The 24,450-nt window shown below is 71.2% G+C and carries 23 protein-coding genes and 1 pseudogene; 9 read left to right on the top strand and 15 right to left on the bottom strand.

Going from position 1 to position 24,450, the window contains the following annotated elements:
- Window positions 1-262: 262 nt before the first annotated feature.
- A complete protein-coding gene (locus ACWD11_RS22180) occupies window positions 263-1,594 on the bottom strand; it encodes an aminotransferase class I/II-fold pyridoxal phosphate-dependent enzyme (protein WP_389417519.1) in 1,332 nt (443 codons plus the stop codon).
- Between the two features lie 35 nt (window positions 1,595-1,629).
- Here ACWD11_RS22180 and ACWD11_RS22175 point away from each other — a divergent pair, with 35 nt between their 5' ends.
- Complete coding sequence (locus tag ACWD11_RS22175) at window positions 1,630-2,313, top strand: pyridoxamine 5'-phosphate oxidase family protein (RefSeq protein WP_451284920.1); 684 nt, start codon at window positions 1,630-1,632, stop codon at window positions 2,311-2,313.
- 152 nt (window positions 2,314-2,465) lie between these two features.
- Here ACWD11_RS22175 and ACWD11_RS22170 read toward each other — a convergent pair whose 3' ends face one another.
- Window positions 2,466-3,470, bottom strand: coding sequence for an EamA family transporter (locus tag ACWD11_RS22170; RefSeq protein WP_389417517.1), 1,005 nt, complete (start codon window positions 3,468-3,470; stop codon window positions 2,466-2,468).
- Between the two features lie 87 nt (window positions 3,471-3,557).
- Window positions 3,558-4,103, bottom strand: coding sequence for a Clp protease N-terminal domain-containing protein (locus tag ACWD11_RS22165; protein WP_389417516.1), 546 nt, complete (start codon window positions 4,101-4,103; stop codon window positions 3,558-3,560).
- A gap of 198 nt (window positions 4,104-4,301) precedes the next feature.
- Here ACWD11_RS22165 and ACWD11_RS22160 point away from each other — a divergent pair, with 198 nt between their 5' ends.
- Entirely contained in the window at window positions 4,302-4,514 is a 213-nt protein-coding gene (locus tag ACWD11_RS22160; protein ID WP_389417515.1) for a hypothetical protein, read from the top strand.
- A gap of 86 nt (window positions 4,515-4,600) precedes the next feature.
- Here the strand turns inward: ACWD11_RS22160 and ACWD11_RS22155 are convergent, their stop codons facing one another.
- Window positions 4,601-5,206 carry a PadR family transcriptional regulator gene (locus tag ACWD11_RS22155; protein ID WP_451284917.1) on the bottom strand — a complete coding sequence of 202 codons (606 nt, stop codon included), beginning with the start codon at window positions 5,204-5,206 and terminating at the stop codon, window positions 4,601-4,603.
- Between the two features lie 140 nt (window positions 5,207-5,346).
- On the opposite strand from ACWD11_RS22155, the gene ACWD11_RS22150 reads away from it, so the two are divergent.
- Window positions 5,347-6,156, top strand: coding sequence for a PhzF family phenazine biosynthesis protein (locus tag ACWD11_RS22150; protein WP_451284915.1), 810 nt, complete (start codon window positions 5,347-5,349; stop codon window positions 6,154-6,156).
- A gap of 55 nt (window positions 6,157-6,211) precedes the next feature.
- On the opposite strand, the gene ACWD11_RS22145 is transcribed toward ACWD11_RS22150, so the two are convergent.
- Window positions 6,212-7,012 (bottom strand): CPBP family intramembrane glutamic endopeptidase, encoded by an 801-nt coding sequence (locus tag ACWD11_RS22145; RefSeq protein ID WP_389417969.1) that lies wholly within the window; start codon window positions 7,010-7,012, stop codon window positions 6,212-6,214.
- 90 nt (window positions 7,013-7,102) lie between these two features.
- Window positions 7,103-8,620 carry a glutamate-cysteine ligase family protein gene (locus ACWD11_RS22140; protein WP_451284913.1) on the bottom strand — a complete coding sequence of 506 codons (1,518 nt, stop codon included), beginning with the start codon at window positions 8,618-8,620 and terminating at the stop codon, window positions 7,103-7,105.
- Window positions 8,621-9,168: 548 nt separating this feature from the next.
- Here ACWD11_RS22140 and ACWD11_RS22135 point away from each other — a divergent pair.
- Both ACWD11_RS22135 and ACWD11_RS22130 read left to right on the top strand, forming a co-directional pair.
- Window positions 9,169-9,753, top strand: a complete 585-nt coding sequence (locus tag ACWD11_RS22135; protein WP_389417511.1) for a hypothetical protein — start codon at window positions 9,169-9,171, stop codon at window positions 9,751-9,753.
- Between the two features lie 328 nt (window positions 9,754-10,081).
- Entirely contained in the window at window positions 10,082-10,288 is a 207-nt protein-coding gene (locus tag ACWD11_RS22130) for a DUF5999 family protein (protein ID WP_389417510.1), read from the top strand.
- Between the two features lie 132 nt (window positions 10,289-10,420).
- Here ACWD11_RS22130 and ACWD11_RS22125 read toward each other — a convergent pair whose 3' ends face one another.
- The 9 genes and pseudogenes from ACWD11_RS22125 to kdpF form a co-directional block, all read right to left on the bottom strand.
- Window positions 10,421-11,455 (bottom strand): endo-1,4-beta-xylanase, encoded by a 1,035-nt coding sequence (locus ACWD11_RS22125; protein ID WP_451284911.1) that lies wholly within the window; start codon window positions 11,453-11,455, stop codon window positions 10,421-10,423.
- A gap of 53 nt (window positions 11,456-11,508) precedes the next feature.
- Window positions 11,509-12,312, bottom strand: coding sequence for a carbohydrate ABC transporter permease (locus ACWD11_RS22120; RefSeq protein WP_451285242.1), 804 nt, complete (start codon window positions 12,310-12,312; stop codon window positions 11,509-11,511).
- 29 nt (window positions 12,313-12,341) lie between these two features.
- Window positions 12,342-13,334, bottom strand: coding sequence for a carbohydrate ABC transporter permease (locus ACWD11_RS22115; RefSeq protein WP_451284909.1), 993 nt, complete (start codon window positions 13,332-13,334; stop codon window positions 12,342-12,344).
- Window positions 13,335-13,340: 6 nt separating this feature from the next.
- Complete coding sequence (locus ACWD11_RS22110; RefSeq protein WP_451284907.1) at window positions 13,341-14,636, bottom strand: extracellular solute-binding protein; 1,296 nt, start codon at window positions 14,634-14,636, stop codon at window positions 13,341-13,343.
- A gap of 181 nt (window positions 14,637-14,817) precedes the next feature.
- Window positions 14,818-16,319, bottom strand: a pseudogene (locus tag ACWD11_RS22105) (glycoside hydrolase family 43 protein).
- Window positions 16,320-16,434: 115 nt separating this feature from the next.
- Entirely contained in the window at window positions 16,435-17,067 is a 633-nt protein-coding gene (locus ACWD11_RS22100; RefSeq protein WP_451284905.1) for a potassium-transporting ATPase subunit C, read from the bottom strand.
- Window positions 17,068-17,073: 6 nt separating this feature from the next.
- Complete coding sequence (gene kdpB / locus ACWD11_RS22095; RefSeq protein ID WP_451284903.1) at window positions 17,074-19,161, bottom strand: potassium-transporting ATPase subunit KdpB; 2,088 nt, start codon at window positions 19,159-19,161, stop codon at window positions 17,074-17,076.
- Entirely contained in the window at window positions 19,158-20,822 is a 1,665-nt protein-coding gene (kdpA, locus tag ACWD11_RS22090; protein ID WP_451284901.1) for a potassium-transporting ATPase subunit KdpA, read from the bottom strand. The genes kdpB and kdpA overlap by 4 nt, the downstream gene beginning before the upstream one ends.
- Window positions 20,823-20,828: 6 nt before the next feature.
- Window positions 20,829-20,918, bottom strand: a complete 90-nt coding sequence (gene kdpF, locus ACWD11_RS22085; protein WP_016434100.1) for a K(+)-transporting ATPase subunit F — start codon at window positions 20,916-20,918, stop codon at window positions 20,829-20,831.
- A gap of 252 nt (window positions 20,919-21,170) precedes the next feature.
- Between kdpF and ACWD11_RS22080 the strand changes: the two genes are divergently transcribed.
- The 4 genes from ACWD11_RS22080 to ACWD11_RS22065 all read left to right on the top strand — a co-directional run bounded on the left by ACWD11_RS22080 (window position 21,171) and on the right by ACWD11_RS22065 (window position 24,433).
- Window positions 21,171-21,569 carry a TOBE domain-containing protein gene (locus ACWD11_RS22080; RefSeq protein WP_389417503.1) on the top strand — a complete coding sequence of 133 codons (399 nt, stop codon included), beginning with the start codon at window positions 21,171-21,173 and terminating at the stop codon, window positions 21,567-21,569.
- 175 nt (window positions 21,570-21,744) lie between these two features.
- The gene (gene modA, locus ACWD11_RS22075; RefSeq protein ID WP_451284899.1) at window positions 21,745-22,560 is read left to right on the top strand and encodes a molybdate ABC transporter substrate-binding protein; all 816 of its coding nucleotides are present in this window, start codon (window positions 21,745-21,747) and stop codon (window positions 22,558-22,560) included.
- Complete coding sequence (locus ACWD11_RS22070) at window positions 22,557-23,384, top strand: ABC transporter permease (RefSeq protein WP_389417501.1); 828 nt, start codon at window positions 22,557-22,559, stop codon at window positions 23,382-23,384. The genes modA and ACWD11_RS22070 overlap by 4 nt, the downstream gene beginning before the upstream one ends.
- The gene (locus tag ACWD11_RS22065; RefSeq protein WP_451284897.1) at window positions 23,381-24,433 is read left to right on the top strand and encodes an ABC transporter ATP-binding protein; all 1,053 of its coding nucleotides are present in this window, start codon (window positions 23,381-23,383) and stop codon (window positions 24,431-24,433) included. The genes ACWD11_RS22070 and ACWD11_RS22065 overlap by 4 nt, the downstream gene beginning before the upstream one ends.
- The last annotated feature ends 17 nt before the right edge of the window (window positions 24,434-24,450 follow it).

The following is a 24,450-nucleotide window of genomic DNA, read 5'->3' as shown; positions in this document are numbered from 1 at the left end:
GACACGGAAACGTCCCCCCGAGCGCGACGAGATCCCGGCCTACGCCGACCCCTCCGACCACGCAACACGATCCCGGCCGACCGCCCTCGACCGCGCGATGCGATCACCGGCCCGAACCCTGCCCCGACGAGGACGGCCGTACAGCCCAGGCGACGGGGTCTGCCCGGGCTTGGGCCACCGCCGGCGGGGGCACCACGGACGCAGCTACGCCCTCCGCGGCGCGGCCCCGCCTACGACCGACCCCGCCGGCCGAAGTCGAGCCCTACACGCCGCTCCGGCCACGCGACGGGCGTACGGCCGAGGCGATGGCTTCGGCCAGGGCGTGGGTTTCCGGTTCGGTCAGGGTGGAGATCGTGACGCGCAGGCCTGGGCTGGTGTTCAGGCGGAAGCGGGCGCCCGGGGCGACGGCCCAGCCGGCGTGGAGGAGGCGGGAGACGGCGCCGGTCTCGTCGGGGACGGGGATCCAGACGTTCATGCCGGTGCGCCCCCGGGCGGTGATGCCCCGCTCGGCGAGCGCCCCGATGAGCCGGTCCCGGCGTCTGCCGTACGCCGCCGCCACCACCTTCGGGTCGACCGAGCCGTCGGACCACAGCCGGACCACGGCCCGCTGGACGATCAGGCTGACCCAGCCGGGCCCGAGGCGCTGTCGGCCGCGCACCCGGTCGAGGGTCACCTCGTCGCCGGTGAGCACCGCGAGCCGCAGGTCGGGGCCGTAGGCCTTGGCGGCGGAGCGGGCGAAGGCCCAGTGCCGGGTGGTGCCGGCCAAGGGGTGCAGCGGGACGTCGACGATGGCGTGCCCGTGGTCGTCCTCGATCAGCAGGGTGTCCGGGTACTCCCGGAGCACGGAACGCAGCGCACGCGCACGCGTGGCGCTCACCGCGGCGCCGGTCGGGTTCTGGGCCCGGTCGGTGACGATCAGGGCGCGGGCCCCGGCGCCGAGCGCGTGGCGTACATCGTCGGGGAGCGGCCCCTCGTCGTCGACGCCCACGGGTGCGACGCGCAGCCCGAGCGCCGGGACGAGGTCGAGGACGCTGCCCCAGCCGGGGTCCTCGACGGCGACGGTGTCCCCCGGCTTCAGATGCGCGGCGAGGACGCGCTCGATGGCGTCCAGCGCGCCGGAGGTGACGGCGAGGGGCCCGTCCGGCACCCCGTCGGCGTCCAGTTCGGCGCGTGCGGCCCGCGCCAGCTCGGGATCCAGCGGGTCGTCCCCGTAGAGGACCGGCGTCCGGTCACCCTGTTCCGCCGCGGCCGCGAACGCCGGGCCGAGCGGGGGCAGCAGTGCCGGGTCCGGGTTGCCGTTCGCCAGGTCCCGCACTCCGGCGGGCACCTCTTCCCGGACGTACTCGCGCGCGGTGGTGGCCGGTTTGGGCCGCACCCGGCTGCCCCGGCGCCCGGCGGTCTCGATGACCCCCCGCTCCCGCAGGGTCCGGTACGCGGCCGCGACGGTGTTGGGGTTGACGCCCAGCTCCACCGCCAAGTCCCGCATGGGCGGCAGCGGTTGTCCCGGCTCCAGCTCCCCGGAGCCGACCGCCGCCTCGATACCGGCCGCAATCTCAGCTGCGCGCCGACCTCTGATCCGGTATTCTCCTAGCACAAACCCAATTATGCACTAGTACAATGGAGACCGCAATGCAGGGGACCGCACAGCCGACGTCGCAGCCCACCGCCTACACGCCGACCGACCGCACAGTCCCCACGCGCTCCGCCGAGCGGGCGTCGTACGACAAGGAATTGGTGCACTCGATACTCGACGAGGCCTACGTCTGCCATCTGGGCTTCGTCCGGGACGGCGCCCCGGTGGTACTGCCGACGCTGTTCGGGCGGGTCGGCGACCGGCTCTACGTGCACGGCTCGACGGGCTCGCGCCCGCTGCGGATGACGGGACAGGCCGACCCGGGGCTGCCGGTGTGCCTGACGGTCACCCACGTGGACGCGCTGATCCTGGCCCGCTCGGCCTTCCACCACTCGATGAACTACCGGTCCGTGGTGGTGCACGGCGTCGCCCACCAGGTGACGGACCCCGAGGAGAAGCGGATCGCGCTGGACGCGCTGGTCGACCATGTCGTGCCGGGCCGCTCGGCGGACTCCCGGCCCGCCAACAAGAAGGAACTGGCCGCCACCGCCGTCATCCGCCTCGACCTGAACGAGGTCTCCGCCAAGCTCCGCACCGGCGGCGTCAACGACGAACCCGAGGACCTCGCCCTCCCCCACTGGGCGGGCGTGGTCCCGCTGCGCAAGGGCTACGACACCCCGGTCGACGACCCGAACCTGGCGCCCGGCACCGAGGTGCCCGCCTACCTCAAGGCGCTGTGACCCACGACGCGCACGACGGACGCGGCGGCATCACCCCGACAGCCGCCGCACTCCCGTCCGACCCGGGCCCTGATCCACGATCCCGGGCCCTGGCACTGCAAGCCCCGGGCAACACGACCACCCCGTCGGACCAGCAGGCCCGGACGCACCCCTCACGCCGCAGAACCCCGCCGTGACATCTCCCGCTCCTCACCACCACTGGCCACCGGCTCGGCGGAGCCCTTCACCGGTGCCGAGGACTGGGCGATGAAGGCGCCGAGCAGGACGACCGCCCCGCCGATGATCTGCGGAGCGGAGAGGTGCTCGCCCAGCAGGACCCAGGCCAGCACCGTCGCGACGACCGCTTCGAGGCAGGCGACCACGCCCGCGACCTGCGGGGAGAGCCGGCGCACCGAAACCACGCCGGTCACATAGGCGAGGACCGTGGCGATCAGCACGATCCAGGAGAGCAGCAGCGCCGCCGCGACGGGGGTGCCGTCCATGTCCGCGCTGTGCGCGAGTACGGCCCACTCCATCGACCAGGGCCGGGCCACCACGGTCAGCACGGCGGCGCCCACGAGCAGGCCGTAGGCGATGACGCCGAGCGGGTCCGGCGCCTCCTCGGCCGCGTCGCTGCCCTGGTCGGACAGGACGAAGTAGCCGACCTGGCAGCAGGCCGCGCCGAGGGCGAGGAGCAGGCCGAGGGCGTCGAAGCCGAGCCCGGCCCAGATCTCGACGACACAGGCGAGACCGCCCACCGCGAGGACCACTCCGAGCGCCGCGGCCCGGGTCACCGGACGGCGCTGCACGAACCGCACCCAGCCCAGCACCAGCGCGGGCGCGAGGTACTCCACGAGCAGCGCGACGCCAACCGGGATACGGGAGATGGAGGCGAAGTAGAAGGCCTGGACGCCGGCCACCCCGAGCAGTCCGAACCCGGCGAGCAGCGCGGGGCGGCGGCGCAGCAGCGCGCGGTGGCGGACGGCGAGCGGCAGCATCACCAGGGCCGCCCCGGCCACCCTCAGCCACACCACGTGCAGCGGGTCGAGGCCCGCTTCGATCAGCGGCTTGGCCGCGACACCGGATCCGCCGAAGGCGAGCGCGGAGACGAGGGCGAGACCGAGCCCCATCCCCTTGCCGCCATGGCCCTGACTGCTCGTTGACGTACGCACCGGCACATGATGACAGGCGATGACATGAGCGTCACCCCCGATGACACCTGTCTCAACGACTGGACGGCACCCGGCACCTGGGCAGCGGCGCCCTCAGCAGCCGCTCTCGCCGGGGTAACTCCCGGGGCGGCTGTCGATGCGCGCGTACACCTCACCCGCGTCGATCCCGGCACGGGCCAGCACCTCGACGGCCCGCGCCTGGCTGTCCACGAGGATGGCGGCCAGCAGGTCCACGCCCCGGGCGGGTCCGTCCCCACGGCGGGCGGCGCGCTCGCAGGCGTACTCCAGCGCACCCGCGGCCAGCGGGGAGAAGCCCTCCGCCTCGGTCACCCCGGGTACCGCTCCGGAGTCCTCGACGCTGCCCTGCCAGCGCAGGCCGTAGCCGATGCTGCGCTGGACGAGATAGCCGAGCAGCCGGGCGATCCGGGGCCCGTCGCCGAGGACGTCCCGCACCTCGGGGTCGTGCTCCAGCAGGGAGTGCAGCAGGTGGGCGGTGTCGACCTGGCGGTCCGCGTCCCGTACCACGCGACGCCGGGCGCCGGAGATCACCGCTGCCAGTTCGGCACTGAGCCCGGCATCGTTGTCGAAGCGTCCGCCGGCCTGGTGAGGGCCCGGCCGGTGAGGGGTACGGGGTGGCACATCCCTTACCCCATCAGCCTCCGCCGGACAGGGCATCCCCGGCGGGACGCATCTTCGCGTCCCACACAGAGTGGACCCGGCGGGCCGGAATCTCCTCCTTGAGGAGGAGATCACGCCGGGCTTCCCCCGCGGGCGTGCGCCGCCTTGCGTCGCGCCCCGCGCGCAACCACGGCGCGCTCCCGTACGTCCCACAGGTGCATGGAGAGCATGTGCTGGCTGGTGGCGTTGCCGGCCGTGGACGGAAGACAGTACGTCTACCGGGTGTACGCCCCGGAGGACGCACTGCCCGCCGATCTGTTCTGGGACGCCTGGCACTGCCACGACGAGAGCGCCTTCCCGCGCGCGTGGGACCTGTTCGACGCGGCGGTGATACGGCTCGTCGGCCGAGCCTCGCCCGCGCCGGGCTGGTGACATGAGGGCCGTACGGAAGAGCCGTACACGAGAAGGCGCCCCGCGGATCGCTCCGCGGGGCGCCTTCGTTGCACGGCGGGAGGCCGTCAGTCCTCGTCGGCGAGGATCAGGTACATCTTCTTGCGCGCGTCGTTGATCACGGAGATCGCCTTCTCGCGCTGTTCCTTGCTGCCGGTCTTCCAGACCTGCCCGAAGGCCTCCATCAGACCGAAGCCCGCCTGGCGGATCTCGCCGAGGGCCTCCCAGTCGACGCCCTTGGAGGCGTCCTCCCAGGGTGCCTCGGGGCCCTCTTCGGCCGCGGTGCGGCCGGCGTCGGTGAGGGCGAACAGCTTCTTGCCGCCCTCACTCTCACTGGCGATCAGGCCCTCGTCCTCCAGCAGCTGGAGGGTGGGGTACACCGAGCCGGGGCTGGGCTTCCACGCCCCGCCGCTGCGCTCGGCGATCTCCTGGATCATCTCGTAGCCGTGCATCGGCCGGTCCCTGAGCAGGGCCAGGATCGAGGCGCGTACATCACCCCGCCTCGCCCTTCCCCGAGGTCCGCCGCGACCCCTGGGGCCCCAGTGCCCGGGGCCGAAGCCCGGTCCACCGAAGCCGGGTCCACTCGGCCCGAAGGGCCCGAAGGCGGCACGGCCACCCTCGAAACCACCTCGGCCGGCTCCACCGTGTCCCTGTGCGAATCCATGGGAACGCATGTCAATCACTCCATTCCATCGTTGATCTGTCGCGATGCCTCAACGATATATCGGAACAGTTCGCATGACAACCCCCGGTCGGTCCACTGACCCCGAATTGGCCTTGGCCCGCGGCTTCGTCGCCCCTCTACGGTCGGCCCATGCGCATCCGAATCGTCGACGCCTTCACCGACCGCCCCTTCGCCGGGAACCCCGCCGGGGTCCTCCTCCTCGACGCCTTCCCCGCCGACGACCGGCTCCAGCAGGTCGCCATGGAGGTCAACCACGCCGAGACCGCGTTCGCCCACCGACTCACCGACGACCCGGAGGCCGACTGGGCGCTGCGCTGGTTCACCCCCGCCGCCGAGGTCCCGATGTGCGGTCACGCCACGCTCGCCACGGCCCACGTCCTGCACAGCACGGGCGCCCACGAGGGCCCGGTGCGGTTCGCCACCCGCAGCGGCGTCCTGATCGCCACGCCCCGCGAGGACGGCTCGTTCATCCTGGACTTCCCGACGGCGCCGCTCACCGCGGCCCAGATCCCCGACGGCGCCGCCGAGGCACTGGGTGCCGAGCCGCTGGCCGTCTTCGACACCGGCCCTGACGTCGGCAACCTGCTGGTGGAGCTCGCCGACGAGAAGACCGTCCGCGCCCTGAACCCCGACCACCGCTCCCTCGGCGCCTGCTCCGAGCGCGGCTTCATCGCGACCGCCCGCGCCGAGGACCCCGCACGCGGCTACGACTTCGTCTCCCGCTGCTTCTTCCCGAACATCGGCATCGACGAGGACCCGGTCACCGGCAGCGCCCATACCGCGCTGGCCCCGTTCTGGTCGCAGCGCCTCGGCCGCCCCGAGCTCACGGGCCTCCAGGCGTCCGCCCGCTCGGGCCTGGTCCGCACGGAGGTGCGCGGCGACCGCACCCTGCTCGGCGGCCGCGCGGTCACGGTGATCGACGGCGAGCTGCTGGTCTGAGCCCGGACAGACGGAAGGGGCGTACGCATCCCGCGTACGCCCCTGTCGCTGCCTCTCACGCCGTGGGCAGCCAGTCCACCTTCCCCGCGAGCAGGGCGTACCCGACGAACGCGCCGATGTCGAGCAGCGAGTGCGCCACGACCAGCGGGCCGACCCGGCCCCAGCGGCGGTAGAGGTAGACGAACACCACGCCCATCACCAGGTTCCCGATGAAGCCGCCGATGCCCTGGTAGAGGTGGTACGAGCCGCGCAGCACCGAGCTGGCCATCAGCGCGGCCCCGGGCGTCCAGCCCAGCTGGTGGAGCCGGCGCAGCAGATAGCCGACCACGATGACCTCTTCGAGGATCGCGTTCTGGAGCGCCGAGAGGATCAGTACCGGGTACTTCCACCACACCTCGGGCAGCGCCTCGGGGACCACGGTCAGGTTGAAGCCCAGGCCCCGGGCGGCGAGATAGAAGGCGATGCCGCTGCTGCCGATCACCGCGGCGATGGCGGCGCCCCGGCCGAGGTCCGGCCAGGGCCGGGTGCGGTCGAACCCGAGGGCCCGCAGACCGCTGCCCTCGCGCAGCAGGAAGTGCGCGACGAGGAGGACCGGCACCAGGGACGTCGTGATGCCGAAGAGCTGCCAGGCGAGGTCCAGCCAGGGCCGCCCGGGAGCGGCGGAGGCGTTGAGGGTGGCCGCCTGGTCCTTCAGACCGCCTGGCCTGGTGACCGAGCCGATGAAGCTGATGAGGGCGGAGACCCCGCTCGCCCCGAGCGAGAGCGCCAGCACGAGCAGCAGCTCGTCACGGAGGATCCGGCGCGAGGGCCCCTCCTGCGGGAACGACTCGGACACAGGGCCCGCCTCCGCCTGCACACTGCCTCCCAGGGGCACCACCGTCATAGGACGTCACAGCTTGCCCGACCAGTATGAGGCGGACGGCGGCGGCCCCCGTTCAGGCGCCCCTCAGCCCAGCGGCATGGTCTCCGGCAGGCCGACGGGCCAGGCGTGGACCGGGTCGCCCACGTGCATCAGCTGGCGGTAGCGGCGGGTCGTGGCGGCCAGGGCGGCGTCCCGGGACAGCCCCTGCTCCAGGGCGCGGTGGAAGGTGGCCGACTGCCAGGATGCCCCGTTGGCCCGCCGCCGGCAGCGCTCCTCGATCACCCCGAGGTACAGGTCGCGGTCGGTGGCCTCCACGCCCCACGCGTCCAGTCCGCTCGCGGCGAGCGGCAGCAGTTCGTCGCGTACGAGGGTGGCCGCGTCGATCTCCGCGATGCCGCCGTAGCGTCCGCGCCGGGGCCACTGGAGGCGGGCGTCGATGCCGTACTGGCAGGCGGTGTCGAAGTTGGCGGCGGCCGCCTCGAAGGGCAGCCGCGTCCACACCGGGCGCGGTTCCTCGGCGAGGGCGCGGACGAGGCCGTAGTAGAAGGCCGCGTTGGCGAGGACGTCGGTGATGGTGGGGCCGGCGGGCAGGACGCGGTTCTCCACGCGCAGGTGCGGGACGCCGTCGGCGATGCCGTAGACCGGGCGGTTCCAGCGGTAGACCGTGCCGTTGTGCAGGACGAGCTCCGCCAGCGAGGGGATGCCGCCCTCGTCGAGCACCTGGAGCGGGTCCTCGTCGTCGCAGATCGGCAGCAGGGCGGGGTAGTAGCGCAGGTTCTCCTCGAAGAGGTCGTAGGCGGAGGAGATCCAGCGCTCACCGAACCAGGTCCGCGGGCGTACCCCCTGCGCCTGGAGCTCGGGCGGGCGGGTGTCGGTGGACTGGGTGAACAGCGGCGGGCGGGACTCGCGCCACAGCTCCCGGCCGAACAGGAACGGCGAGTTGGCGCCGACCGCGACCTGGACGGCGGCCACGGCCTGGGCGGCGTTCCAGACGTCGGCGAAGCGGCCCGGGGTGACCTGGAGATGCAGCTGGACCGAGGTGCAGGCGGCCTCGGGCGCTATGGACTTCGAGGTGCAGGTCAGTCGCTCCACGCCGTCGATGTCGAGCAGGAAGTCCTCGCCGCGGGCGGCCACGATCTGGTCGTTGAGCAAGGTGTAGCGGTCGACGTCGGAGAGGTTGGAGGAGACCAGGTCGTCCCGGTCGAGGGTCGGCAGAATGCCGATCATCACGATTCCCGCGTCCAGCTCACCGGCCTTACGGTCGGCATATGCCAGCGAGGTGCGGAGTTCCTCGGCGAGCTGATCGAATACCCGGCCACCCAGCCGGTGGGGGGCAATGTTCACCTCCAGGTTGAACATCGCGAGTTCCGTTTGGAAATCCCGGCTCGCGATCCGCTCGAGAACCTGTGCATTCAACATTCTCGGCATGCCGTCGGCTCCGGCGAGATTCAATTCGATCTCGAGCCCCATGAGATTCTTGGGTCGATCGAACCGCTTCTCCGCCAGAAGCCGCTCCAGACCCGCCAGACACTTCCGGAGCTTGTCGCGGTAGTGCTGGCGGTCGGCCAGATCGAACCGACCTGCCGCGACCTTCTCGCCCATGGAAGCATCCCTCTCGATCGTCGGGCCGAAGATCGGCCGTCGGTGTCCTGGGTCACGTGGGATGATGCCCCGCCCAAGCGATCGATAACGTCCCGCCTCGCCCCGAGGCCCGCTAGGCTGTCGAACGTGACGGGCGGCACATTCGCCAGGCATGGAGCAGCGCGCAGTTTCGGGCCGCCGACGAACTCGTGAAAAACGCCGACGAGAATTGGCCGACCGCTTCTCCCGTATTTCCCGAGGTCACCGCCTTACACTCCTTCCGGAATCGGGATGAAACCCGCGGATCGCCGTCCGAATGCGCCCTTGCCGAGTGCGTCCGAAACGGCTAGACGAAACACTCCCTGAACACTTGTCGTATAAACTCCGCGAACAAGGCGGATGCTTGGCGCCCGGTCGGAGAACCTGCCGTAGCGATGGACGTGCGGCGGGCCTCTCGCACACCCACGCACGCAGGACCTCGGCCCGAGCCTCTCCGCCTTCGCGAGCTGACAGCGCCGTCCGCCCCCGCCCTCGCGCCACCGTGCCTGTCTCATGAGAGGCGACCCACCATGCCGCTGCATGTCCCCCCGGCTCCCGCGCCCGCACTTCGCTCCGTCATCACCGCACTCGGGTCCCCCACCGCGGTCCGCGAGGCCCGAACTCCCGCCCTGCGCTCCGCCCAGGGACCCGCGACCCCCGAACTGCCGTTGCCGGTGCATGTCCTGGACGGCATCACCGCCACCGGACCCGCCACCACCCGGCTCGCCGGATGGCGGTTCCTGATCCGCTGCGGCGACCGAGCCGTCGCCGCCGCCGAGACCCGGCTGACGCCCGACGGGTGGGCCTTCTCGCACTTCTTCGAGGGCCCCTACATCACGTCCACCGAGCGCGCGCTGCGCCAGGCCGAGACGATGCAGGCGACCTACCAGCCACGGCTGCTGTCGATCCCCGGCCTGTACATGCTGGCCCTGTGGCTGCACGGCGACATCGCCGCCGACGCCTCCGCCGGCCATCCCGAGCCCACGGACGTCCTGGTCCCGCTGGCCCCGGCACCCCCCGGCATCGCGGCCCACCGACCGCATCAGGCCGCCGATCTCCTCTCGGTGCTGACCCACCGCGTGACCCGGGCGCCGCTCCTCGGCTCACCCGCCTGACCGTCCGCACCGAGGGTCCCGTGCCCCGCCGCCGGTCGCCGGCCGCGGGGTACGGCGCTGCCCGCGGCGGCCATACGCTCGTACGAGCGCCGGCGCGCTCCCCAGAGCCCGCTACCTGCATGGACTAGCCCCATCCGGCCCCCCTGAACCACCCGAAATGACAGTGCAGTTGGGATGAACCGTCCGCGCGGGTGACGCGTCCTCAACCTGTGAGAAGCGGTGCACCGAAATCCCTGCGGATTGACGCCCGTGGGGCAACACTGGGTTCGAACCACTTGTCGCAACGGGGGCGGCCATGAACAACACGTCAGAGCGAAAGATCCCACCCATGTGCCAGCACCAGCCACCGTGTCCCTCCGCAGACTCCGCCGACCGGGAATCGGCGCGCCTCATGGCGCATCACCCGGAACAGGGCTGGAGCCTGCTGTGCAACGGCGTTCTGCTCTTCGAGGACACCGGTGAGCTCCTGCCCGACGGCCAGATCATCGCCCCGCACCGCCCAGTGGGCGCCAACCAGGTGATGACCGCGGCCTGAGCGCGGCCGGGCGGTCGACCGACCGCGCGGAGACCTTGGGGGCCGGTCCGCAGATCCGTTCTGCGCTCCGGCCCCGACCCATGTCCGGCGATGGTCACTCCCCGTACCGCACCACCGTCCGCGCGGTGACGGCTACTTCAGCGCGTCCCGGATCGCGTAGTACGCGGGCTTGGGCCGCAGCTCCTCGTCCCAGGGCAGGGCCGCGCCCTCACCCTCGAAGAAGGCCGGGATCCAGGAGTACTTGTCCGTGTAGTCCCACAGCGTGATGCCCACGCACCGGCGCACCGCGAGGCACGCCTCGGTCAGGTCCCGGTACCACTCGGCCTGCGTGGCCAGCTTCTCCTCGTCCGCGGGCAGGTACATCCGGATGTCGACCTCGGTGAGCGCGGTGTCCAGACCGAGCCGCGCGAAACGGCGGAGGTTGTCCTCCAGCGTCGTCGGATAGCCGTACTGCAGCGCCAGATGGGCCTGGAGGCCGATGCCGTGCAGGGGGACGCCCTGTGCCCTCAGCTCCTTGGCGAGCCGGTAGTAGGCGTCGCTCTTGGGCCCGATCGACTCGATGTTGTAGTCGTTGAGGTACAACTTCACCCGCGGGTCGGCCTGGTGGGCCCAGCGCAGGGCGTCGGCGATGTAGCCGGGACCGAGGGTCCGGTAGAAGATCGTGTCCCGGTAGGTGCCGTCCTCGTTGAAGGCCTCGTTGACGACGTCCCAGGCGAAGACCTTGCCGCGGTAGTGCCGTACCTCCGTCTGGATGTGCTTCTTCAGTACGTCCCTCAGCTCGCCGGCCGTCCACTCGCGGCCGGTGAGCCAGTCCGGCAACTGGCTGTGCCAGACCAGGGTGTGGCCGCGGACCTTCTGGTGGTTGGCGCGGGCCAGGTCGACGATCTCGTCGCCCTGCGAGAAGTCGAAGACGCCCTGCTGGGGTTCCGTGGCGTACCACTTCATGCCGTTGCCGGGGGTGATCTGGTCGAACTCACTGCCGAGGAGCGAGACATATGGGGCGTCGGTGAGTTCGGGGTTGTCGGTGGCGCTGCCGAAGTAGCGGCCGTGGCGCTGGGCGAGGTCGGCGAGCGTGGGCGGCTCGTCGTGGGCCACGGCGGCCGGCCCGGTGACGGTGACCAGCACGGCGGCGAGGACACCGACAACTCGGAGACGGTTCTTGCGCATGGTGCGACTCCTCACGGAACAGGGGTGGGTGAGCCGTACGTCCGCGGCGCGGGTCATCCCTTCGTGGCGCCGGCGGTGAGACCGCCGACGAGCTGGCGCTCGGCGACGGCGTAGAAGGCCAGGGCGGGGACCATGGCGAGGACGAGATAGGCGAACACACGGGCCACGTCCTGCGAGTACTGGCCCTGGAACTGCTGAACGCCGATCGGGATGGTCCACCAGGTGGGCTCGTTGAAGACGAGCAGCGGCAGGAAGAAGTTGTTCCAGCTGGTGACGACGGCCAGGACCGAGACGGTGCCGAGCGCGGGCCGCGCCATGGGCAGCAGCACCCGCCAGAAGAAGCCGAGCGGACCGCAGCCGTCGAGGGTGGCCGCCTCCTCCAGTTCCCCGGGGATCTGCCGGAAGAAGCCGCGCAGGATGATGATGGTCATCGGCAGCCCGAAGGCGGCCTGCGGGAGGATCACACCCAGGGGGTTGTCCAGCAGGTTCATCTCGCGCAGCAGCAGGAACAGCGGCAGCGCCGCCACCGCGAAGGGGAACATCAGCCCCATCGTGAACAGGGTGAACAGCATCTCCCGGCCCCGGAAGGCGAACCGCGCGAAGGAGAACGCGGCGAGCGCCGATGCGGCGACCACGAGGGCCGTGGTGGCCACGGCGATCAGGGTGCTGTTGCCGACCAGCCGCCAGAAGTCCCCCGTGGCCAGGATGTCGGTGTAGTTGCCGGTCACCCAGGGGTCGGGCAGCCCGATGGGGTTGCGGGAGAGCTGGTCGGTGGACTTGAAGCCGGAGAGCACCGCGTACAGCAGGGGGATGCCCATCACCGCGCCGACCACGATCAGGACGAGGTGCAGCGGCATCGAGCGCCCGCGCTTGGTGGAACGGACGGTCACGTGCCGCCTCCCCGCATGGTGGTGGTCGCGCCCTCCAGGTCCCGGCGGAGCACGAACCGCTGGTAGGCGAGGGCGAAGACGAGGCTGATACCGAACATGACCACGCTGATCGCGCTGGCGTAGCCGACCTGGTAGCGCTTGAAGCCGTACTGGAACATGGTCACGGCCATGGTCTCGGAGTGATGGTCGGGGCCGCCCGCGGTGACCACCCAGACCAGGTCGAAGAGCTGGATCGCCCCGATGACGGACAGGAAGACGCTGATCCGCAGGGTGGGCGCGAGCAGCGGCAGGGTCACACTGCGGAACCGCTGCCAGGGCCCGGCGCCGTCGATCAGCGCCGCCTCGTGCAGTTCCTTGGGGATGGACTGGAGTCCGGCCAGGTAGAGCATCATGTGGAAGCCGAAGTACTTCCAGGTCATGACCAGGAACAGGGTGGCCATCACCATGTCGGGGTCGGCGAACCACTCACCGCCCAGCCCTTCGAGGCCCACCCCGTCGAGGATCTCGTCGGCGAGCCCCTCGCCCGGCGCGAAGATCATGGCGAACAGCACACCGGTGATGGCCTCGGAGAGCACGTACGGCGCGAAGAACAGCATCCGGTACACGGCCCGGCCGCGCATGCGCTGGTTGAGCGCGACGGCCATGGCGAGCGCGAACGGCAGCTGCAGCACCAGTGAGAGCACGACCAGGACGAGGCAGCGCCACAGGTCGCCGAGGAAGACCGGGTCCGCGAAGAGCCGGGTGAAGTTGTCGACGCCGATGTAGTCGGAGGGCATGCCGAAGCCGCCCCACCGGAAGAACGCGGCGTACAGCGCGAACAGGATCGGCAGCAGGACCAGGACGCCGAACAGGGCGAGGGCGGGCACCTGGAAGGAGACCGCGGTGAGCCAGTTCAGCGTCCGGCGCCTGGCCCGCCCCCGGCCCGCGGGGGCGGGCGGGGGCGGGAGGTCGAGGCCGCTCCGTTCGTCCTTGAGCGAGGTGAAGGTCATCGGCGCTTACTGCTCTTCCTTCGCGACCTTGGTGATCGAGTCGGTGACCTGCTCGGGCGACTTGGACCCGGCGATCAGCGCCCCGACGCTGTCGTTGACCTCCTGGCCGAGGGCGGGCGCGTACGCCTGGTCGAGGTAGAGCTGGAACCCGGTCGCGGCCGTCAACTCCTGCTGTACGGCCTTGACGTTGGGGTCGGTGATGGCGCTCGCGGCGGCCGGGACGACGGGCAGCACGCCGGTCTTCTTGACCAGCTCCCGGTCGGTCGCCTCCGAGGCGAAGAACTTCAGGAAGTCCACCGCCGCCTGCGGGGCGCCGCTGCGCAGGGCGTGGCCGCCGCCCCCGCCGAACACCTCGGTGATCGCGCCCTGTCCGCCCTCGACCGTGGGGAACGGGAAGAAGCCGAGGTCGTCCCCGAGGCCCTTCCCGGCGTCCGCCTGCACGACGGGCGCCCACTGGCCCATGAGCTCCATGGCCGCCTTGCCGTTGCCGACGGTGGCCGCCTGTCCGGTGGGCCCGGAGTAGGAGGCGCCGAGGAAACCCTTCTGGAACGGCTGCAGTTCGACGAGTTCCTTGAGGTGCGCGCCGGCCTGGACGAGCCCCGGGGCGGAGAAGTCCTTGTCGTCGTTGGCCTTCTGCAGAGCCTCGGCACCGGCGGTGCGCATGGCCAGGTACGCCCAGTAGTACATGCCGGTCCAGGTCTCCTTGCCCGCGAGGGCGAGCGGGGTGACACCGGCGGACTTCAGCTTGCCGACCGCCTCCAGGAAGGCGCTCCAGGTGGCGGGGGGTGCGCTGATGCCCGCCTTCTTGAACAGCGCCTTGTTGTACCAGAAGCCGATCATGCCGATGTCGAAGGGAATGCCGTACAGCTTCTCGTCGACCAGGTACGGCTCCTTGGCGACCGGCACCAGCCCTTCGGCCCACTCCTTGGTGCGGTCCGTGAGGTCCTCGACGAGACCGGCGTCGATCTGCTGCCGCAGTACGCCCCCGCCCCAGGTGTGGAAGATGTCCGGGAGCTTCCCGGAGGCGGTCAGCGCCGTCATCTTCGACTTGTAGGCGTCGTTCTCCAGCTGGACGATCTTTATCTTCACCTTGGGGTTCTGGGCCTCGAACTTCCGCGCGAGGCCTGCCCATACGTCCTTCGTCGGCTGGGTGGTGGAGATGTTCCACCACTCGACCGTGGTCGTGCCGTCGGACGACCCTCCGTCCGAGTCGCCGCCGCAGCCGCTCAGTGCCGTCATGCTCAGACCGGCTGCGGCGGAGGCCGCCAGGAAGCCGCGGCGGGACAGTGCCGGGTCGCCCATCATGCGCTCCTTGAGATCCGGGACGGCGTGTCACTCCGCCCACCAGGGATTTCGAAAGTTTCGGTGTGAATCCAGAAAGCTTCGCTGCTGCCGCACCCTAGAGACAGCGCTTGATGGGTGGCAACCCCTCGTGCACGGGGAATCCGACTGTGACGCGCCCGCGGCCGTGGGACAGCCGGGTTCAGCGGGGCTCGGGGCCCTGTTCCCGGTACTCGAACCAGTCGAAAGCCGCTCTGCCCGCGGTGACGTACATGCCGACGACCCGTCCGGTGAAGCCGCCCGCGACCTGGGTGGAGAGGTAGCGCCCGTCGAGCTCGGCCACCGTGACGGTGCCCTCCGGGCTTTCGACCGAGCAGGCGATCGTGTCGGGACCGGCGGGGCGGACGCCCTCCGTGGGCGGCGGTGCGTCGGTCGTACGGAACTCGACGGCCAAGGTCAGGGGCCCCGCGGGGACGGGGAGTCGGCCGACGCACTGGCGCAGCGGGCCGATCCGGGCCAGCACGCTGACCGTGCCGTCGTGCGCCTCCAGGTCGTAGTGGTGCGCCTCGTCCATGCGGACGGACAGGCCCGCGCGGCTGCCCGGTCCGCCGTCCAGGCGGGCCGCCACCCGGCAGTCGTGGTGCTGCTGGCGACGGCCGACGAAGGTGTGGCCCGGCCGGTCGAGGCTGTCGCCGCCGGCGTGCAGGGTGAGCCATCCCGGGCGCTCGGCCGTCGACCACTTTGGGCGTTGGCGCGGGGAGATGAAGTGCGGGGCGAGGACGGGCGCGTCGAAGTCGTCCCGGGCGGGCTCCGACGGGAAGGGGTGCAGGACGGCCGGGGCCTCGTACCGCTCGCGTACCGTGCCGACGTACGGCCAGCCGTCCACCCACTCCACCGGGGCCAGGAAGGTCTCCCGGCCGAGGACGTGGAACTTCGGGAAGAAGCCGCGCGGACGCGTCCCGAGCAGCACCATCCACCACCGGCCGTCGGCCGCCTGGACGAGGTCCGCGTGGCCGGTGCACTGGATGGGCAGCCCGGTGCTGCGGTTGCTCACCACGGGGTTGTGCGGGGCCGGTTCGAAGGGCCCCCGGGGTGTGCGCGCCCGGGCGATCGACACGCTGTGCCCGTCCGCGGTGCCGCCCTCGGCGACCATCAGGTACCACCACGCCCCGACGCGGTACAGGTGCGGCCCCTCGGGATCCGCCATGCCCGTGCCCGACCAGACGGGGAACGGCCCTTCGAGCACCTTCCCGGCCACGGGGTCGATGCGCGCGAGCCCCACACCGGCGACCGCGCTCCAGCACGTGCCCTCCTCGTCCCAAGCGAGGTCGGGGTCGATCCCGGGCAGGTCGATCCACACCGGGTCCGACCAGGGGCCCTCGGGGCGGTCGGCGGTGACGAGGAAGTTACCCCCCCCCCCGCGCCGACGTTGGTGGTGATGACGTGGAAGCGGCCCCGGTGATGGCGGATCGTGGGTGCGTAGATGCCGTCGGAGGCGCGCAGGTCGTGCGGCACCTCGAACTGCTCGGGCCGGTCGAGGACATGGCCGATCTGCCGCCAGTTGACCAGGTCGCGGCTGTGGAAGAGCGGCAGCGCGGGGAAGTACTCGAAGCTGGAGCAGACCATGTAGTAGTCCTCCCCGACCCGGCAGACACTGGGGTCGGGGTGGAAGCCGGCGAGGACGGGGTTGTCGTACGTCCGCATGCGTCAGTCCTTCCGGAGACCGAGCGAAACATTCGGTCTGGGTGGCGAACCTTACGGAGCGGACTGTAAGGGGGCCCGCGGGGGCGGACAAGAAGCCCCGCGAGCCCCTGGGCGGTCAGCGGCCGTCGATCAACTCCTTGAGCGCGATGTTGAGTGCGAGCACGTTCACGCGGGGTTCGCCGAGGAAGCCGAGGGTGCGGCCCTCGGTGTGGTCGGCGACGAGCCGCTCGACGCGGGCGACGGAGAGGTGGTTGCGCTCGGCGACCCGGTGGACCTGGAGCTCGGCGTACGCCGGGGAGATGTCCGGGTCCAGCCCTGAGCCGGAGGAGGTGACGGCGTCGGGGGGTACGTCGGAGGGTTCGACCCGGTGGCCGGCGGTGGAGTTCTCCTGGACGACCTTGGCCTTGGCCTCCTTGACCCACTTGATCAGCTCGGGGTTGTCGGCCGAGCGGTTGGTCGCGCCGGAGAGGATCAGCCGGTACTGGGTGTTGACCAAGTTCTCGCCCAGTCCGTCGGCGGGGCGGGGCTGGAACCAGTCCAGGCTGTAGCCCTGTTGTCCGATCAGGGCGGAGCCGACGACCCGGCCGTCCGCCTTCACCTCCGAGCCGTTCGCCTCGGTGGGGAAGAGCGCCTGCGCCACACCGGTGACGGATAGCGGATACAGCACGCCTGTGAGCACGGTCGACACGAGCAGCGCCCGAAGCGCCGCGCCCAGCAGGCGGCCGGTGTTCAGCACGGAGTTGTTCATGGTCCTTCACCCGATCCCGGGGATCAGCGAGACGATCGAATCGATGAGCTTGATGCCGACGAAGGGTGCGATCAGCCCGCCGAATCCGTAGACCGCGAGGTTGCGGCGGAGCATCCGGTCCGCGCTCATCGGCCGGTACCGCACTCCGCGCAGCGCGAGCGGCACCAGGGCGATGATGATCAGCGCGTTGAAGACGACCGCGGACAGGATCGCCGAGTCCGGCGATGACAGGCCCATGATGTTCAGCCTGTCCAGGCCCGGATGGACGGCCGCGAACAGCGCCGGGATGATCGCGAAGTACTTGGCGACGTCGTTGGCTATCGAGAACGTGGTCAGCGCTCCCCGAGTGATCAGCAACTGCTTGCCGATCTCCACGATCTCGATCAGCTTCGTCGGATCCGAGTCGAGGTCGACCATGTTGCCGGCCTCCTTGGCGGCCGACGTCCCCGTGTTCATCGCCACGCCGACGTCCGCCTGGGCGAGCGCCGGGGCGTCGTTCGTGCCGTCGCCCGTCATCGCGACCAGCTTTCCGCCGGCCTGCTCCCGTTTGATCAGCGCCATCTTGTCCTCGGGGGTGGCCTCCGCCAGGAAGTCGTCGACGCCGGCCTCCTGCGCGATGGCCTTGGCGGTGAGCGGGTTGTCCCCCGTGATCATGACGGTCCGGATGCCCATCCTGCGCAGTTCCTCGAACCGCTCGCGCATGCCCTCCTTGACGACGTCCTTGAGGTGGATGACACCGAGCACCCGGGCCCCGCCGGCATCCTCGACCGCGACCAGCAGAGGCGTACCGCCCGCCGCGGCTATCAGCTCGGCCAACTCCCTGGCGTCCTCGGCGACTTGGCCGCCCTGCTCCGCCACCCAGGCCAGCACCGAACCGGCCGCGCCCTTGCGGACCTTGCGCCCGGCGACATCCACCCCCGACATCCGGGTCCGGGCGGTGAAGGGGATCCAGCGGGCCTGCGCCAGTTCGCCCTCGCGCCGCTCGCGCGGCCCGAACCGCTCCTCGGCCAGGACGACGACGGAACGGCCCTCGGGCGTCTCGTCCGCCAGCGACGACAGCTGGGCGGCCCCGGCGAGTTCGGCGGCGGTCACCCCGCGCACCGGCACGAACTCCGCCGCCTGCCGGTTGCCGAGCGTGATGGTGCCGGTCTTGTCGAGCAGCAGCGTGGAGACATCACCCGCGGCCTCGACCGCACGGCCCGACGTGGCGAGCACATTGCGCTGCACCAGCCGGTCCATGCCCGCGATGCCGATCGCGGAGAGCAGGGCGCCGATGGTGGTCGGGATCAGACAGACCAGCAGCGCCACCAGCACGACCGTCGTCAAGTGGGCGCCCGCATAGCCGGCGAACGGCGGGAGGGTGGCACAGGCGAGCAGGAACACGATCGTCAGGGACGCCAGCAGGATGTTCAGCGCGATCTCGTTGGGCGTCTTCTGCCGCGCGGCGCCCTCGACCAGGTTGATCATCCGGTCGACGAAGGTCTCCCCCGGCTTGGTCGTGATCTTCACGACGATCCGGTCGGAGAGCACCTTGGTACCCCCGGTGACGGACGAGCGGTCCCCGCCCGACTCGCGGATCACCGGCGCCGACTCACCGGTGATCGCCGACTCGTCGACGCTGGCCACGCCCTCGACCACGTCCCCGTCGCCGGGGATGACATCGCCCGCCGCGCAGACGACCAGATCACCGACCCGCAGCTCGGTCCCGGCGACCACGGTCCCGTCGGCCTTGCGGGCCACCATGCCGGTCCTGGCCTTGCGCAGGGTGTCCGCCTGCGCCTTGCCGCGCCCTTCGGCCACGGCCTCCGCGAGGTTCGCGAAGAGGACCGTCAGCCACAGCCAGCCGCTGATCGTCCAGCCGAACCAGTCTCCGGGATCCGCGAAGGAGAACCCGGTCGTCAGCACCGAGCCGACCAGCACCACGAACATCACGGGAGACTTGATCATCACCCGCGGATCGAGCTTGCGGAAGGCGTCCGGCAGCGACAGCAGCAGCTGCCGGGGCGCGAACAGACCGGCGCCGACGGTGTGCGGGGCCCGGCTCGGGGCGGTGGTGGACATGGCGTCCTCGGGATGTGTTACGTCGATGGTCATGCCGCCAACCCCTCGGCGAGCGGTCCCAGCGCCAGGGCCGGGAAGTAGGTCAGACCGGTGATGATCAGGATGGCGCCCACCAGCACGCCGGTGAACAGCGGTTTCTCGGTGCGCAGGGTGCCCGCGGTGACCGGCACCGGCCGCTGCTCGGCGAGCGAGCCGGCCAGCGCCAGCACGAACACCATGGGTAGGAAACGGCCGAGCAGCATGCACAGGCCGAGGGTGCTGTTGAACCACTGCGTGTCCGCGTTCAGCCCGGCGAAGGCCGAGCCGTTGTTGTTGGCGGCGGAGGTGTAGGCGTAGAGGATCTCGGTGAATCCGTGGGCCCCGCCGTTGCTCATCGAGTGGGGCGGGGTGGGCAGTGCCATCGCCACGGCGGTGCAGACCAGGACCAGGGCCGGGGTGACGAGGATGAAGCAGGCCGCCGCCTTGATCTCGCGGGTGCCGATCTTCTTGCCGAGGTACTCGGGCGTACGGCCGACCATCAGACCGGCGAGGAACACCGCGATGATCGCCATGATCAGCATGCCGTAGAGGCCGGATCCGGCACCCCCGGGCGCGATCTCGCCCAGCATCATGCCGAGCAGGGTGATGCCGCCGCCGAGGCCGGTGAAGGAGGAGTGGAAGGAGTTCACCGCACCGGTCGAGGTGAGCGTCGTCGACGTGGCGAAGATCGAGGAGGCGCCGACCCCGAAGCGGACCTCCTTGCCCTCGTACGCCCCGCCGGCGATCTCGAACGCCGGGCCGTGGTGGGCGAACTCGGCCCACATCATCAGCGCGGTGAAGCCGAGCCAGATGACGCCCATGGCGGCGAGGACGGCGTACCCCTGCCGGACCGAGCCGGTCATGACCCCGAACGTCCGGGTCAGGGAGAACGGGATGAGAAGCATCAGGAAGATCTCGAAGAGGTTCGAGAACGGCGTCGGATTCTCGAACGGATGCGCGGAGTTGGCGTTGAAATAACCGCCGCCGTTGGTGCCCAGCACCTTGATGGCCTCCTGCGAGGCGACGGCACCCCCGTTCCACTCCCGCGAGCCACCCGTGAACTGCCCGACCTCATGGATGCCGGAGAAGTTCTGGATGACCCCGCAGCCGGCGAGCACGACCGCCGCGACGACAGCCAGCGGCACCAGCACGCGTACGACGCCCCGCACCAAGTCGGCCCAGAAGTTGCCGAGTTCACCGGTACGCGACCGCGCGAACCCGCGTATCAGCGCGACCGCGACGGCCATGCCGACCGCGGCGGAGACGAAGTTCTGCACGGCGAGGCCGGCGGTCTGCACGACATGGCCCATGGCCTGTTCACCGGCGTAGGACTGCCAGTTGGTGTTGGTCACGAAGGACACGGCGGTGTTGAACGCCTGGTCCGGGTCGATCGACGTGAACCCCAGTGAGCCGGGCAGCACGCCCTGGAGCCGCTGAAGGGCGTACAGGAAGAGGACCCCGACGAGCGAGAAGGCCAGCAGGGCGCGCAGATAGGCGGGCCAGCGCATCCGGGTGTCGGGGTCGGCTCCGATCCCCCGGTAGATCCACTTCTCGACGCGCCAGTGACGGTCGCTGGAGTAGACCCGGGCCAGGTGGTTGCCGAGGGGAATGTGGACGAGGGCGAGCGCCCCTGCCAGTGCCAGCAGTTGAAGCACGCCGGCGAGTACGGGACCCATCAGCGCTCAGAACCTCTCGGGGAAGATCAGGGCGAGGACGAGATAGCCCAGCAGGGCGACGGCCACGACGAGGCCGACGATGTTCTCGGCGGTCACAGCCTGGTCACCCCCTTGGCGACGAGAGCCACCAGCGCGAAGACCGCGACCGTGGTGACGACGAAGGCCAGATCGGCCATCGTGAGCTCCTGGAGTTGAGATGCGGTGGGAAAACAGGGACGGGTAGAGCGAACCTCTCCCCTGACCGCTTCCGACCGCCGTTGACGGCTCCCATACGGATCACCGACCGTCCTTGACGGTTCTCTTACGCCGACGGCCGAAAGCCAAGGTCGACGCCCTATCGTGACCGGCATGCAGTCCTACACGATCGGTCAGGCCGCACGACTTCTCGGGGTCAGCCCGGACACCGCCCGCCGCTGGGCGGACGCGGGCCGGATGGCGACCCACCGCGACGACAGCGGCCGGCGGCTCATCGACGGCCGGGACCTGGCCGAGTTCTCGGTGGAGCTCGCCAGGACGGCGGCCGCACCCGACGAGGAGGCCCCCTACACCTCGGCCCGCAACGCCTTCCCCGGCATCGTCACCGCGATCAAGCTCGGTGACGTGGCAGCCCAGGTGGAGATCCAGGCCGGCCCGCACCGGCTGGTCTCCCTGCTCACCCGGGAGGCCGTGGAGGAGCTGGGCCTGGAGGTCGGCATGGAGGCCACGGCCCGGGTGAAGTCGACAAACGTACACATCGACCGCACCTGAGACCCACACCTGGTCTCGCACATACGAACCTCCATCCCCCCTTCCCCCTCGCTCATACGAAGAGCCAGCAGACTTTCTCCTCGCATCTGCGTAAGTATCATCGGCGTATGCGAGGGGAGGCCGACGGTGAGTCCCGGCGGCTTCCTCCCCCGGAGACCGAGGGAGTGGACCCGTGATGACCCCTTACGCCCGCCGGACCCGCAGGACGGTGCAGGCGGCCGGCGCGGGAGCCGCCGTACTGCTCCTGCTGAGCGCCTGCTCCTCCTCGTCCGGGTCCTCCTCCGAGGCGTCCGGCTCCTCGGGCTCGTCCAGGCTCTCCGGCACGGTCACCGTCTTCGCCGCCGCCTCCCTCCAGGAGAGCTTCACCCAGCTCGGCGAGACGTTCGAGAAGGAGCACCCCGGCACCGAGGTCACCTTCAGCTTCGGCGGCAGCGACACCCTCGCGGCGAACATCACGGGCGGCGCCCCCGCCGACGTGTTCGCCGCGGCCAGCCCGCAGACCATGGAGATCGTGACGGCCGCGGAGGACGTGGCGGGCACGCCGTCCACGTTCGCCCGCAACCAGCTGGAGATCGCCACCCTGCCGGGCAACCCGGACGAGATCTCCTCCCTGAAGGACCTCACCGAGCCCGGCCTGAAGGTCGTCCTGTGCGACAGGACCGTGCCGTGCGGCGCGGCGGCGGACAGGGCGCTGACGGCGGCGGGGCTGACGGTCACGCCCGTCTCCTACGAGCAGGACGTCAAGGGCGCCCTGACCAAGGTGGAGCTCAAGGAGGCAGACGCCGCCGTCGTGTACCGGACGGATGTGCAGGCGGCGGGTGACAAGGTGGACGGCGTGGACTTCCCCGAGGCCGCCGACGCCGTCAACGACTACCCGATCGCCCTCCTCAAGGACGCGCCGAACCCGGACACGGCCAAGGCGTTCATGGCCCTGGTGCGGTCCGCCGAGGGCCGAAGGGCCCTGACCGAGGCCGGGTTCCTGAAGCCGTGACGCACCCCGCCGCGCCCTCGAAAGGCGGCCCCGGGCGCCCGCGGCCCCGCCTGGTGCCGCTGCCGCTGCTGCTCCCCGCGCTGCTGGGTCTGGCGTTCCTGGTCGTCCCGCTGATCGCCCTGCTGGTCCGCACCCCGTGGAGCACCCTGCCGGACCAGCTGACCAGCCCCGAGGTCTGGGACGCCCTGCGCCTGTCCCTGCTCTGCGCCACGGCGGCCACCGCCCTGAGCCTGTTCCTGGGCGTCCCGCTGGCCTGGCTGCTGGCCAGGACCGACTTCCCCGGCCGCGGCCTGGTCCGCGCCCTGGTGACCCTGCCGCTGGTCCTGCCCCCGGTGGTGGGCGGCGTGGCGCTGCTCCTGGCGCTGGGCCGCAACGGCGTGGTGGGCCAGTGGCTGGACAGCTGGTTCGGCGTCACGCTCCCCTTCACGACCGCGGGAGTGGTGGTGGCGGAGACCTTCGTGGCGATGCCGTTCCTCGTCATCAGCGTCGAGGGCACGCTCCGGGCGGCGGATCCCCGCTACGAGGAGGCGGCCATGACCCTGGGCGCGTCCCGCTTCACGGCGTTCCGCAGGGTGACGCTGCCGCTGATCGCCCCGGGCATCGCGGCCGGAGCGGTCCTCGCCTGGGCGCGCGCACTGGGCGAGTTCGGCGCCACCATCACCTTCGCGGGCAACTTCCCGGGCCGCACCCAGACCATGCCCCTCTCGGTCTACCTGGCCCTCCAGTCCGACCCGGCAGCCGCCATCGCCCTGAGCCTGGTGCTCCTCGCGGTGTCCATCACGGTGCTGGCAGCACTACGGGACCGATGGATGGCGACCCCATGACCGACACCCGCCCGGGTCTGGACACCCACCTGATCGTCGACCGGGACACCTTCCACCTGGACATCGGGCTCACCGCCGCCCCCGGTGACGTCGTGGCCCTCCTCGGCCCCAACGGCGCGGGCAAGACCACCGCCCTGCGGGCACTCGCCGGTCTGCTCCCCCTGACCGCCGGTCACCTGCGCCTCGACGGCAGGTCCCTGGACCGCACGCCCCCCGAGCACCGCCCCGTCGGCGTCGTCTTCCAGGACTACCTCCTCTTCCCCCACCTCACCGCCCTCGACAACGTCGCCTTCGGCCCGCGCTGCCAAGGCGCCACCAAGGCCGAGTCCCGCGCCCAGGCGCGGACCTGGCTGGACCGCATGGGCCTCGCCGACCACGCGCACGCCAAGCCCCGCCACCTCTCCGGCGGCCAGGCGCAACGCGTCGCGCTGGCCCGGGCCCTCGCCACGAACCCGCGCCTCCTGCTCCTCGACGAGCCCCTGGCGGCCCTGGACGCCCGCACCCGCCTGGAGGTCCGGGCCCAGCTGCGCCGCCATCTCGCCGAGTTCGCGGCGGTGGCGGTCCTCGTCACCCACGACCCCCTGGACGCCATGGTCCTGGCGGACCGCCTGGTGGTCATCGAGCAGGGCCGGATCGTCCAGGAGGGCACCCCCTCGGACATCGCCCGCCACCCCCGCACGGACTACATCGCCCAGCTGGTGGGCCTGAACCTCTACAAGGGCACGGCGGCGGGCCACACGGTCCGGCTGGACGCGGGACCCGTCATCACCACCACGGAGGACCTCACCGGCCCGGTCTTCGTCGCGTTCCCCCCGGGCGCCGTCACCCTGTTCCGCGACCGCCCCACCGGCGCCAGCGCCCGCAACCTCTGGCACTGCCAGGTGGAGGGGCTGGAAACCCACGGCGACCAGATCCGCGCCGACCTCACCGGCGAACTCCCCCTCGCCGCCGACCTCACCACGGTCGCCGCGGCGGAGCTGGACCTGCACCCGGGCGCCCCCGTCTGGGCCACGGTCAAGGCGACGCAGACCCACGCCTACCCGGCCTAGGCCGTCCGTCCGGCCGG

Source organism: Streptomyces sp. NPDC002776 (assembly GCF_053592195.1).
This window is presented reverse-complemented; position numbering and strand designations above follow the sequence as displayed.